Origin of the sequence: Sporosarcina luteola (genome assembly GCF_023715585.1) — a bacterium.
Lineage (GTDB): Bacteria > Bacillota > Bacilli > Bacillales_A > Planococcaceae > Sporosarcina > Sporosarcina luteola_D.
Genome location: NZ_JAMBOK010000004.1, coordinates 53,037 through 65,495, shown reverse-complemented (window position 1 = coordinate 65,495; position 12,459 = coordinate 53,037). Strand labels below are relative to the sequence as shown.

At 43.4% G+C, this 12,459-nt stretch carries 13 protein-coding genes; 4 read left to right on the top strand and 9 right to left on the bottom strand.

What is annotated here, in order from left to right; genetic code table 11:
* Positions 1-6 precede the first annotated feature (6 nt).
* Positions 7-621: a hypothetical protein gene (locus tag M3193_RS14510; protein ID WP_251629112.1), complete on the bottom strand. Its 615-nt coding sequence runs from the start codon at positions 619-621 to the stop codon at positions 7-9.
* Between the two features lie 305 nt (positions 622-926).
* Here M3193_RS14510 and M3193_RS14505 point away from each other — a divergent pair, with 305 nt between their 5' ends.
* Both M3193_RS14505 and M3193_RS16765 read left to right on the top strand, forming a co-directional pair.
* Entirely contained in the window at positions 927-2,198 is a 1,272-nt protein-coding gene (locus tag M3193_RS14505; protein ID WP_251629110.1) for a helix-turn-helix transcriptional regulator, read from the top strand.
* On the top strand, positions 2,198-2,326 hold the full coding sequence (locus tag M3193_RS16765; RefSeq protein WP_285852011.1) for a hypothetical protein: 129 nt from the start codon (positions 2,198-2,200) through the stop codon (positions 2,324-2,326). Before M3193_RS14505 ends, M3193_RS16765 begins: the two co-directional genes overlap by 1 nt.
* A 148-nt stretch (positions 2,327-2,474) precedes the next feature.
* Here the strand turns inward: M3193_RS16765 and trxB are convergent, their stop codons facing one another.
* The 7 genes from trxB to hprK form a co-directional block, all read right to left on the bottom strand.
* Positions 2,475-3,425 carry a thioredoxin-disulfide reductase gene (gene trxB / locus M3193_RS14500; protein ID WP_251629108.1) on the bottom strand — a complete coding sequence of 317 codons (951 nt, stop codon included), beginning with the start codon at positions 3,423-3,425 and terminating at the stop codon, positions 2,475-2,477.
* A 96-nt stretch (positions 3,426-3,521) separates the two neighbouring features.
* A complete protein-coding gene (locus M3193_RS14495) occupies positions 3,522-5,045 on the bottom strand; it encodes a tetratricopeptide repeat protein (RefSeq protein ID WP_251629106.1) in 1,524 nt (507 codons plus the stop codon).
* A 91-nt stretch (positions 5,046-5,136) separates the two neighbouring features.
* Positions 5,137-5,673, bottom strand: coding sequence for an acyltransferase (locus tag M3193_RS14490; RefSeq protein WP_251629104.1), 537 nt, complete (start codon positions 5,671-5,673; stop codon positions 5,137-5,139).
* Positions 5,670-6,320: a pyrophosphatase PpaX gene (gene ppaX / locus M3193_RS14485; protein WP_251629102.1), complete on the bottom strand. Its 651-nt coding sequence runs from the start codon at positions 6,318-6,320 to the stop codon at positions 5,670-5,672. The genes M3193_RS14490 and ppaX overlap by 4 nt, the downstream gene beginning before the upstream one ends.
* Positions 6,313-7,257: a nucleoside recognition domain-containing protein gene (locus tag M3193_RS14480; RefSeq protein ID WP_251629100.1), complete on the bottom strand. Its 945-nt coding sequence runs from the start codon at positions 7,255-7,257 to the stop codon at positions 6,313-6,315. Before M3193_RS14480 ends, ppaX begins: the two co-directional genes overlap by 8 nt.
* A gap of 15 nt (positions 7,258-7,272) precedes the next feature.
* The gene (lgt, locus tag M3193_RS14475) at positions 7,273-8,079 is read right to left on the bottom strand and encodes a prolipoprotein diacylglyceryl transferase (protein WP_251629097.1); all 807 of its coding nucleotides are present in this window, start codon (positions 8,077-8,079) and stop codon (positions 7,273-7,275) included.
* Positions 8,080-8,083: 4 nt separating this feature from the next.
* Complete coding sequence (gene hprK / locus M3193_RS14470) at positions 8,084-9,034, bottom strand: HPr(Ser) kinase/phosphatase (RefSeq protein WP_251629095.1); 951 nt, start codon at positions 9,032-9,034, stop codon at positions 8,084-8,086.
* 181 nt (positions 9,035-9,215) lie between these two features.
* Between hprK and M3193_RS14465 the strand changes: the two genes are divergently transcribed.
* Entirely contained in the window at positions 9,216-9,776 is a 561-nt protein-coding gene (locus M3193_RS14465) for an N-acetylmuramoyl-L-alanine amidase family protein (RefSeq protein WP_251629094.1), read from the top strand.
* A 358-nt stretch (positions 9,777-10,134) separates the two neighbouring features.
* On the top strand, positions 10,135-11,130 hold the full coding sequence (locus M3193_RS14460) for a DoxX family membrane protein (protein WP_251629092.1): 996 nt from the start codon (positions 10,135-10,137) through the stop codon (positions 11,128-11,130).
* A gap of 56 nt (positions 11,131-11,186) precedes the next feature.
* Here M3193_RS14460 and M3193_RS14455 read toward each other — a convergent pair whose 3' ends face one another.
* On the bottom strand, positions 11,187-12,350 hold the full coding sequence (locus M3193_RS14455; RefSeq protein WP_251629082.1) for a DUF4097 family beta strand repeat-containing protein: 1,164 nt from the start codon (positions 12,348-12,350) through the stop codon (positions 11,187-11,189).
* Between the last annotated feature and the right edge of the window lie 109 nt (positions 12,351-12,459).

Below are 12,459 nucleotides of genomic sequence, written 5' to 3'. Positions count from 1 at the left end.
AACTCCTTAATAATCAATTTTTGCTTCTATAATTCGATAGCTTTGAGTCGGACCATATACATTGACAATAATAGTTGTGTAATATGATTTTGGAGAATACTTAAATGGTGTAAATGTTCCCCGGCTATAGACTTCTCCTATTTTCGCATCTCTTCCAAGTATACCGTCTACACCGTATTTCGAGGTTGTTTCAGTTCTGTTATATGCAGCACCGCTAAGATCAGGAACAGCTGTCAACCCAGTTAATTGACCTGAGCTATTCCATGAGAAAGTCCCAGAAATAGCGTGCCTAAAATTGAACCCTAATGTATTTGCTACATATGCTTGATAGCTTTTGGATCCAACAGTAGAGGTTGCAGAGACTGATCCCTCTTTCAAAAATGGAGAAACTCTATTATCTTTTGCTTCAAAAAATAATGTGACATTGCCAGAAGTTACTTCTATTTGCTCAGCACCATTTTCTAATTGTTTATTCGCTTCCTCCACTAAGGCTTTAAGCTCTAAGTTCATAGCTTCTATTTCTGCTTCATCCGGGAAATAGCTTTCCTCCGCAGAAGCAGTTAAGCTATTACCTAAAAACAGAGTAAATGCAATGGCAAAAATATATCCGATCTTTTTCAATTTGAAAATCCTCCTTTTTACTAGTTTTCAGCAATTTTTGTTTTTACTGCATGTTCAGAGGGGCGACCTCTAAAAGTTGTACAACTATACATAATTTAACATTAATAATGAAAAGCTTAAAATTTGCGTACAGGCAACTAATTACGATAAACCTATAAAACATTGTTAATTTTTTTTTGTTTTTTGATACAATAGCAATAGATTTGGTTTTCATTCTATTTTAACTATCTGTATTACGTATTTTTACAAGAATAAATAAAATACGACTTTTTTTGCAAAACGAATGCAAGAAAGGAGATGATGTTTTGAATTTAGGCAAAAGAATAAAGAATATCAGGGAAAGTAAAGGTTTGACGCAAGAGGATATCTTTACGGGGATAGTCTCTAATTCTCATTACAGTAATATTGAAAGTGGAAGATATAACGCGGCTATAGAAACAATTAAATTAATTGCAAAGAGACTTGACGTGCCAGAGGATTACTTAATTTCCACAAAAATTGATTGTAAAGAAACCCAAAATCTTTTGGATAAGCTCAAATTAATTGTCGAAAACGGTAATGTACTTGAAACTAATTCATTTCTTAATCCATATAAGGACAAGTTTGATTATATCTCTTCTTTAAAACAAGAAGCCTGCTATCAACTATTATCTTTTTTACATCTGTTTAATTCTAAGAAATTTGGAGAAGCGATCCGCTTATATGAAAACTATTTAACTAGTGCTAAGCAAGAGGATTTTGAAGGGGAGTATAAACTAGTCTATCTTTATGCGACTGGGCTATATTACTACATAATAAAATCTCATGAAAAAAGTATTACTTTCTTTAAAGAACTGCTAAAAAACAGTGATGACACGTCTACTTATAAACCAAGGGTATTGTATAATATTGCAATGTCCCTATATAATACTTATAAATACTCTGAAGCAATTGAATATGCAAAAGAATCAAAGATGATGTATTTAAAATTACACGATTGGGGTAAAGCAGGTGATTGTTACAACCTTTTAGTGGTTTTAAATAGGGAAATCAAAAAATACTCGATAGCAGAATCTTATTTGAAAAAAGGATTTGAAATTGTTAAACCAGATTCCTTCGAATTACTAGCAAAGCTACATCATAATTTTTCGCTTATTTGCTATGATCAAGGGCGCTATAAAGAAGCTTTAGAGCATATCAATAAATCCATAAAGATTAAAAATGTAAACGCTATCCCGAGAATGTTTGTTTCCTATAAATTGAAATTAAATATTTTATTGAATATCGATGACTTATTAACGTTAAACAAGACCCTAAACATTGCTTCGGAATGTATTACTACGCCAATTCATGAGGCACAATACTTATACATTGAAGGAAATAAACACTATATACTTGGGGATATCGAACGTTATGAATGCAATATTAAAAAAGCTATTAATATTCTACAAGAACAAAAAAGCTGGAAAGAACTTGTAACTGTTGCCGAAAATTATTCATCTTTCTTAGAAAAGAATAAGAGATATAAGAAAGCTTTGGAATTACAAAAGTTGAGTAACCTTGCAATGAAAAATATTTATGAGGAGGTGATTTCATAATGATCAAAAAGAGCGGTTGGATCCTTTCATTTGTTTTCGCATGTCTTATCCTGGTTCCAATAATCGGTGCAGACGAAGGGGATGTTGGCGATCCACATAACGATAGAATCGTTGAACAACAAAAATAAAACTAATTCAATTTAATTCATGATGGCGTTTAGACCCGTCCCCCGGAACGCGTCCGCCTGTAGTGGAAATCAACAGTGTTAATCTAAATTAAAGGGACTATCACAAAAAGTCATTTTCACTGACCTTCTGGATAGTCCCTTTTCATTCTTAAACCTCAGCAGCCATTTTTTCTTCGAGTTCTTCGATGTATTTCTGACATGCTTGTGCTGCGATGCTGCCGTCTCCAGTAGCTGTGACGACTTGGCGTAGTGTTTTTTGGCGGACGTCGCCGGCTGCGTAGATGCCAGGCACTGACGTTTCCATTTCTTCGTTTGTTACGATATAGCCGTGTTCATCCAAGATGCCTAGGCTTTTGAATGGAGCTGTCAACGGATCCATGCCGATATAGACGAACATGCCTTCCGTATCCATGACCGTTTCAGTGTCGTCCACTGTAGAAACGAGAGTCACTGAGCCGATTTTGCCGTCTTTTTCATTCACTTGCTTGACAGTCGAATTCCAGATGAAGTCGATCTTGTCGTTTGCAAACGCACGGTCTTGAAGGATCTTCTGCGCGCGTAGTTCGTCGCGTCGGTGGATGATCGTCACTTTATTTGCAAAGCGCGTCAAATATCCGCCTTCTTCGACTGCGGAATCGCCGCCGCCGATGACGACAATTTCTTTACCTTTAAAGAACGCTCCATCACAGACTGCGCAATAGCTGACGCCGCGGCCAGTCAGTTCCTTCTCACCCGGCACGCCCATTTTTCTGTACTCAGCGCCCGTTGTAATGATAATGGCACGAGCTTTATATTCTTTCTTGCCCGCTTTAATAATCTTCAGATTGCCTTCATCTATAATTTCGGTAACGTCGCCATAGGCATACTCCGCGCCGAAAGCTTTCGCATGTTCAAACATTTTCGTCGAAAGGTCAGGACCGAGGATCGTCTCAAATCCAGGATAGTTCTCAATCTCTTCCGTGTTAGCCATTTGGCCACCCGGGATGCCGCGCTCCAGCATTAACGTCGATAGACTTCCCCTGGATGTGTAAACTGCAGCAGTCATTCCAGCCGGACCTGCACCAATGATGATGACGTCGTATATTTTCTCGGTAGTCATACATTATCCTCCTTCAGTACATATACCACTGACTAAATCGTATAAGATTCCGTAGAGCCAATCAATATATATGCCTACGCGATCATGGAGTGGAACTTACACATTGAACTGAGGCAAAAACTCAATCAGCTCGCTGACGTATTTCGTTAAAGTAGGCACGGAAATGCCGTAAGTTCGGGCTATGGAGTTTTTGGTAACCCCTTTATAGCGGGAAGATTGGAACATATAATCCGCCGCTGCCGCCAATGCTGCGGGATTCCTGAATGGATATGAACGCATGAGACCTACTTCACAAAGGGTGAACCACATTTGAAAAAGATGGGTCCCTTGCCGCTCTAACGGTTTATACTTTTCATAGAGCAATTCCGTTGTTTCCAATGCGCGCATGAAGGAATGATCAAACTCATTTTCCTTTGTGAATTCATAGTCGAGACTGTGCGCTAAAAACAATTGTTCAATGACACTCAGTTTATCGAGATCGATATACGCAGGATGTGAGATGAGCTCCTGTTTATGTGCGGATTTCCCTAGTAAATAAAACCCTAACAGTCTTTCACTTCTATACTTATTCGTAATTTTGCTTAGTAAAAATTCACGGTCCTGCTCATAGGACTCCGGTTTCGTAGATGGATGCACGTCTTTCCATGGTTCAAAGCCGGCCTTTGTCGGATCAAGTTCAACAAGCTTTTCATACGATTCCTTCGCTGCTTGTTCCTGACCTGAAAAATAAGCGGAATGTGCCAGCCAGAAGTAAAATCCCGCATCCCCTTCAAAGCCCCGTTTTTGCAAACTTCTCAGCCAACCGTACGCTTCCTTATGCTTGCCGACCAATGCAAATGTAGCCCCTAATTTATAGCGGTGCACAAATTGATAGGGTTTTATTTTCAGGAGGAGCTCGAGCATTGCGTCCAATTCCTCTTTATCTTTCTCATAATAATAAAAGACGGCGAGATTGCACAATGCATGCAGATTCCCTTTGTCTTTAGCAAGCACATCAGCCAGCAATTCCTTTGCGGACTCGATTCTGCCGATATAAAAGTAGGCGAGGGCAAGGTTATTATGAGCTGCCCAGAAATCAGGATAATCGACGATGATCGACTCCAGAATTTCAATTGCCTCTTCAAAATTGCCTTCTTCCATCAGTCTTCTTGCTTTCTCCTGAAGGAAATACACTTCACTATCCGGTATTTCCTCTTCACTGAAAAAGCCTTCCTCCTGTTCGGCAAAATCGATGATTTCCATCGAATCATCGGCCAGAGGTCCATCGGGAGCGAGGGCTATATACTTTTCCGCATAAATCTTCGCATCACGAAGAAGGCCCAGATGAGCATGGACTTCCGCCAAATAGAAGATGATATCCTCTTCTTCCGGATCGAGACCATGCGCTGCCGCCAAAATTTCATACGCTTCCTCAAACATGCCTTCTTCCATGATGAGGATGCCATACTGCATAAGGATGAGTGGATCATTCGGGCTCAGTTCAACCGCCCGCTGCAAGTATTTATGGGCATCATCAAAGCGTTCCCGCTGCATAGCTTTAACGCCTTTCTGATAGTAGAATTCACCGTCCGGGATAAAAGAAATGACTTTCTTATCTATGTTCCTATACTTTTTGTCCAATCAAATTCCTCCGAAAAAAATTAGAAGGAACGCTATACACGTTCCTCCAATCAGTTGGCTTCATTATATCATAACTTCTAGTTCCGTCATCCTATTTCTTGTCAATTTCCGATCGGGCAGCCATTCGACGTTCTTCCAATTGTTCTGCGGTGTATATGATCCGCACCGGATTACCGCCCGCCATAGCGCCTGCAGGGATATCCCGGTTGACAAGCGATGCCGCCGATACGACCGCACCATCCCCGATTTCCACGCCGGGAAGGATTGTCGTATTCGCACCAATCATCACACGGTCGCCGATGACGACATCGCCGATCCGATATTCCTCTATCAGATATTCATGGGCGAGAATCGTCGTATTGAACCCGATGATCGAATTGTCACCGACCGTAATCCGCTCGGGAAACATCGTATCGGGCATGACCATCAACGCGAAGGAAGTTTTCTCGCCAATCTTCATTCCAAGAAATGTCCGATAGATGAAATTCTTCAGCGGAATGAAAGGCGTATACCGTCCGATTTGAATGAAAATGAAGTTCTTCGCCACTTTGAAAAATGATACTGTTTTGTATATGTGCCAAAGGGAGTTCGCATTTCCTCCGGCAGGATACCGCTCCGTCCGTCTCAAGCTTCCACTCCGTCTGTAATCTTCAACAGGTCCGAAATATGCTGCAAAACAAAATCTGGTTCCTGCTCTCGGATGAACTTCTCGCCTTTAGCCGACCAAGCAACTCCGGCCGTGCGAACTCCGGCATTCTTCCCTCCGAGAATATCGTGGATGTTATCGCCGACCATCAACGTTTCTGCAGGGGTTGAATTCAATCGCTCCATTGCCAGAAGCAACGGTTCCGGATGCGGCTTCGCGTGCTGCACATCATCCAACCCAATGACCGTGTCGAACAGATCTGCAGCCTCCATGAGCTGTAAACCTTTCCTGATCATATTATTTCGTTTCGTTGATACGATCGCCATTTTGAACCCTGAACTTTTCAACTGCCGCAATGTTTCGCTCACTCCATCGAATTCAGAGGCGAAAGCATCGTGATTGGCAATATTCCACGTACGATATTCATCGATCAGTTGTTCAGAATTTTCAGGGTCAATGCTATCAAATGTTTCCTTCAGCGTCGGACCAAGGAATGGCAGGATGTCTTCCCTCTCGTACCTTCCCGGATAATGAGCGTTCAAAACCGTTTGGAATGTCTGGATGATCAGCTCATTCGTGTCGAGCAAAGTTCCGTCGAAGTCAAATAACAATGTTGTGATTTTATCCATTGAGAATGGTAACCTCCTTCTCTCTTTTCCGTTCTGCCTGTTTCCAAATGTAGGCGACCGCAATCGTCAACACGAATGCCGTAACGAGTCGGATGATGAGCAGCAGCAGGATCGGAATGCCTAAAGGTAAAAAAATGAGCGTATCTTCAACGACAGCATGACAGGCAATGAGGAAAATGAAAGCAAGTGTTGCGTCCTTTTTGCTGACGCCATCTTCCTGAACCGCTTGGATCATGACGCCTGCACCGTAGGCAAGGCCGATGACGAGGCCAGCGACCAGCGTCAATGATGCATTCGGCTGCACGCCGATAACTTTCGTGAACGGCGCCAGTTTTTCCGAAAACTTCTGCAAGTAGCTGCGGTCTTTCAAAAATTGGACGACGATCATAAGCGGAATAACGATAAGTGCAAGCTGCAAGACGCCAAACGATGCTTTCTGTAAACCGAGCAATCCAATTTCCAGCCAACCATCCGGAACAGCAGTCACTTCAGGCGCCATGCCATACTGTGCAATTTCACTGCCGCCCTTCCAGAACAAATTGATAACGATGCCGGAAAACGCCGCCAAACCGAATCGCACAACGAGCACAATCCATAATTTCACTCCGACCTTTAAAGCGACTCCCGTCTCAATGAACATATTATGTGCAAAACTGAGCATTACAGCCAGAATGAATACTTCTTTCACCGTCAGCTCGAGTGAAAGGATTCCGGCGATTCCTGCGTATAAATTCAATGCATTGCCGAGCACTAACGGAATCGCGGCTTCCCCGCTCAATCCGAACAGCCCCATGAATGGCGAGATCAATTTGACTAGCCACGGCAAAACAGGTGTATGTTGCAAAATAACAACGAGGACAGTAATTGGGAATATGACTTTCCCTAATGTCCACGTCGTCTTCAATCCAGCTTTCAACCCATTTCGAAGCGTCTGCATTTCCCCATCCCTCTTCTAGTTATCTTGATAGTGTACGTTGACTTTCTTGATGAACCTTCTCCAAATGAATAATGATACTGAAAACACAATTGCGATGATCGACACGATCTGCGCAGCACGCAGATCGCCGCCGTACAAACTGTCCGTCCTCATCCCTTCGATGAAGAATCTGCCGATAGAATACCACGTCAAATAGAAGAAGAACATTTCGCCCCGCTTCAATCGGACCCTTCGCAAAAGCAGAATGATAATGAGGCCGACGACATTCCATAGCGATTCGTAGAGGAATGTCGGATGATAGGTTACGCCGTTGATCGTCATTTGGTTCATGATCCAATCAGGGATCCATGTGTTTTTCAAGAACGTTTCGGATACAGGACCGCCATGCGCTTCCTGATTGATGAAGTTCCCCCATCGCCCAATGATTTGACCGATCAATAAGCCCGGCGCCGCAATGTCCACCACTTTCCAGAATGATACGCCACGGATTTTCGTATAGACATACGTCGTTAAAAAGGCTCCAATCAATGCGCCATGAATGGCAATGCCCCCTTCCCATATTTTGATCACATCGATCGGGTTATCTTTATAGGAGTCCCATGTAAATATGACATAGTAAATTCTTGCGCTTATGATGGATAACGGCACTGCCCATATGAGCAGATCCGTTAAGAAATCCGGGTGCATCCCCCGTTTCACCATTTCTTTTTGTACGACAAGAAATGCAAGGATGATGCCGGTCGTGATTAATATTCCATACCACCGTATATCTATTGGCCCCAGACTGAAGGCCGTCGGATCAATTGTCAGTAAATCGAACATTAGTTTACTCTATCCCCTCTACTTCAGAATTCCCTGCCTCTTGGCTGATCGCCAAATCAAGCTTTTTCGAAAACGCTTCCGCTGCATTAATGCCTAACCGTTTCATCCGATAATCCATGGCGGCCACTTCAATGATGACAGATAAATTCCGCCCCGGCCTAACAGGTACAGTTAGCTTCGTCAAATCCGAATCCATGACCTTCATTTTTTCTTCATCGATGCCTAACCGGTCATATACTTTCTCCGGATCCCATACTTCCAAATCAATGACCATGAGAATCCGCTTATCATCCTTCACCGCGCTTGCACCGAACAACGTCATCATATCGATAATGCCGACACCTCGGATTTCAAGCATATGACTCAGAAGCTTCGGCGCATTTCCGATCAGGACGTTTTTCGCCACTTGCCGTATTTCAACAGCATCGTCCGCTACGAGGCGATGTCCGCGTTTTACAAGCTCCAATGCGGTTTCGCTCTTTCCTACACCGCTCTTTCCGGTAATCAAAACACCTATCCCGTAGACATCGACAAGTACCCCGTGAACCGTCGTCATCGGAGCCAGCCGGCCTTCCAGGAAATTCGTCAGCATTCCCGAAAACCGCGTAGTCGGATGCTCGGTCTGCAGCACCGCAATTCCACGCTCTTCCGCAATTTCCTTAAGTTCAATCGGACATTCAATATTATGTGCGAGGATGAAAGCCGGTGTTTCATTCGTGCAAAGGCGATCCATCCGACTCCACCGTTCCGCCTCATTCAATTTGTTGAAAAAGGATATTTCCGTTTTGCCGAGCAGTTGAATCCGTGCCGACGTGTAAAAATCGAAATAGCCAGCCATTTCCAGACCTGGCCTGGAGATGTCGCTCGTAAAGATATTCCGTTCAATACCATTCCCGCCTGCAACGATTTCAAGTCCAAAATGAGTTTGAACGTCTTCCACTGTAACAACCGACATTAGCCCGCCGCCTTTCTATGTTGAACCTGCATTCGATCGCTTCAAGAAGCGAAAGATCTCTGTCAGTTCAAGTATCCCTGCCCTCTATTTTACCATGAACGGATTCAATTGAAATGATTTCGTCCGAATTTGTCCACTAATGATGCGAAACAGACTATATAACTTACGAGGAGGAGATAACATGGCAACAATCATACTGGATGCAGGGCACGGACCCCTTACCCCAGGAAAACGTTCACCTGACGGCAAGCTGTTGGAATTCCATTTCAACGTGGAGCTTGCTGAACGGATTAGGCATTATTTGCTTTTGGAAGGGGTCGACGTCTTTTATTCCCATGAAAACAGCCGGGATGTACCATTAACAGAAAGGGCTGCAATTGCAAACAAGTTGGATGCAGATGCGTTCGTATCACTCCATGCCAATGCATTCGGCAACGGCTGGAATGAAACGCAAGGCATCGAAACGTATATGTACCCGCAAGCGAGCAAACGGACTGCGGCATTGGCTGAACAGGTGCATCGCTCACTGATCGCAGCTTGCGGAAGGAAAGACCGAGGGGTGAAAACCGCAAATTTCTCAGTGTTGAGGGAGACGAGAATGCCGGCAGCATTAGTGGAGTGCGGTTTCATGACGAATCGCGAAGAGGCGGGATTATTGCTCTCGAGTGCGTACCGCGTTCAATGCGCAAGAGCAATCGGCTTCGGCATACTGAATTGGCTTTATCACGAGAAGATCATCTAATTGGCGGCTCGCTTTGAGCGCGGGGGGAGATTTCTTGAGCGCGGGAGCAGAACTCTTGAGCACGGATCCGATTTCTTGAGCGCGGGAGTAGAACTCTTGAGCGCCGATTCAATTTCTTGGGCGCGGGGAGCAGAATTCTTGAGCGAGGATCCAATTTCTTGAGCGCGTGAGCAGACTTCTTGAGCGAGGATCCAATTTCTTGAGCGCGGGAGTAGAACTCTTGAGCGCTGATTCGATTTCTTGAGCGCGGAGCGGCATGATCTCGGTGCGAGCTGCTCGCAGTAACCGTCAGCATAATCGGCGATTTCTAAGGGCATAATAAATTTCATGCTCTGTTACAAAAGGAGAGGGATAGACGTTGAAGAAATACAATTTCTTACTCTTAATCGGGGTATTTTGCTTTTCGCCGATTATTGCAAATGCCCATGTAAAATGGTTTACAGAACTAGAGCCAGAGAAGGTATCTATTGAACAGATCCTTTCGAGGGAATTCATAGTGTTATCCTTGATCATTGCTCTTTTCTTAGCATTATTGTCGCAGTTCATACCGCAGTTGATGAAGATTCCAGGTGTCGCTACTATTGATATGAAATTAGATGAGTATCGCAAATACTCCCGTTATATTTTACAGTACGGTACAGCTGCCTCATTTATTCTGCAAGTTGTAAACAGAACGATGTTTGCACCGGAGTTCACTATCCACCATAGTTGGCAAACAGCCATAATGTGGGCCATTATCGTTTTACTCCTTATTCCATATCATGTAACGACGAAATTGGCCGCATTAGCAATGCTTGGCTTATTTCTTTATATTTGGAGCTACTCCGGTTGGTTCCACATGTTGGATTACGGGTTTTATCTAGCGATTATCGGCGTTTTATTGGTGGGAAGAACGAAATTGGAGACGGCAGGGTTTCCATTCCTGTACCTCGGGACAGGTTTAAGTTTAAGCTGGGTTGCGGTAGAGAAATGGGTTTATCCGTTTATGACCATCGATATTATTCAACGCCATAACGTCCCTACTTTCGGCTTTCCTCCAGATCTGTTTGTTGTTCTATCCGCTTTTATTGAATTTGTTGTTGGTTACCTACTGGTCGTTGGAATCCTCAACCGTGTATTAGCTGTTGTCGTTACAATTTTATTCATCTTGACTACGACCATATTCGGCTACACAGAAGTAGTAGGACATGCCATGATTCATATTGTTTTATTAATCTTTATTATCGAAGGGGTATCCTTTTACCATCCTCCGGTTAAGATGCATAAGAATAGAATGGACCAAATGATATTTGTATTCTTGAACTTTTTATTTGTGCTAAGTACCTTTTTATTGATCTATTACCGATTCGCATAAAAAAGACTGCCACAGATCGTCAGTTTTCACTGACATTCTGGGCAGTCTTTTTGTTATTAATCATGTTTTACATTGTAGCAAACGATAACAGAGCCTGTTTTCGCTTCTCCTTGGATATGGATTGGTGCGGTTTCGCCTTCCACGTCTTTGTTGAAGATAATTGTACGGTGCAGAAACTGTTCTTGTTCAGTCGTTTTGCTGACATCGTTCAGTTGCAGATCCAACCGGCCCATATTCGTAGAGATTTCACCACGAAGTGGCGCGTCCGACGGAATATAGATTTCAACGGATCCACTCACTGTTTTGGCATCGATTGATTGTGCTGTGGCATCAGTCGTCGTCACGACTACATGGCCATTCAACGATTTTGCCTCGACATCTTTCAATTTCCCGGATACATACACGCGGCCGTTGATCGTTTCGGCTTCCAACGTCTCGCCTGTACTGTCATTCAAACGGATCGATCCGTTGCCCGCTTCCAGTTCGGCCTCTTTAAAGTTGATCCGCTCGACATCCACTTTTCCGTTCGCCGTTTTCGTATAGATGCGATCTACAGAAATATCCTTTACATTGAAATTCCCGTTGAGCAGCCGCACAGAAATCTTCCGATAATCCTGTTTCGGTATGAAAAGGTCGACATTGACCTGACTTAATTTCAAATCACTTAAATAACGCAGTTTCCCCTCATCTTTAAGGAAAATTAATTTATCGAGAAATTCTTTCTTTGCATCTTCTTCCGATCTGCCGTTATAGGATTTCACAGTGAATTCAGCCCGAATTTCCGAATTATCCGTTGCATGGATCGAGACACTTCCATGATCCACATCAACAAGAATTTCATCCAGACCCTCCGCCTGCTTCACAATCGAGTGATGGAAAGTGGAGCCACCGCCAAATGGGGCGTCGAAATCGAATCCTTTCATTCGTTCAACTGTCGATTGCATGAATTGCATAAAACGATCTCCGACCGTTACGAAATCCTTCCGGATATCTTCAATGAATTCATCCATCGATGGGTCCTTGTCTTTTGGATTACTTCCGGAATAATCCTTCGTGCTGTCTTGCTCATATTCCTGATTGAAGACTACTTTTTCTTCCGCTTGTGATGAGTCTGTCGTAGATTGTCTCTTCTCCATCGTCTCCAAAAGGGTCAAGGCTTCTTCCATTGAGATTGTACCGTTTTCCAACATTGTCAAGATACGTTTACGTTCATTCTGCATCTTTCCGCCTCCTAGGTATGCTTGAAATTTCCTTTGCAGTAGAGTCCCCGCCATTTCATAACCAATGGAGACTTCTTCAACACTTACTATCTATACGAATCATCGCTCA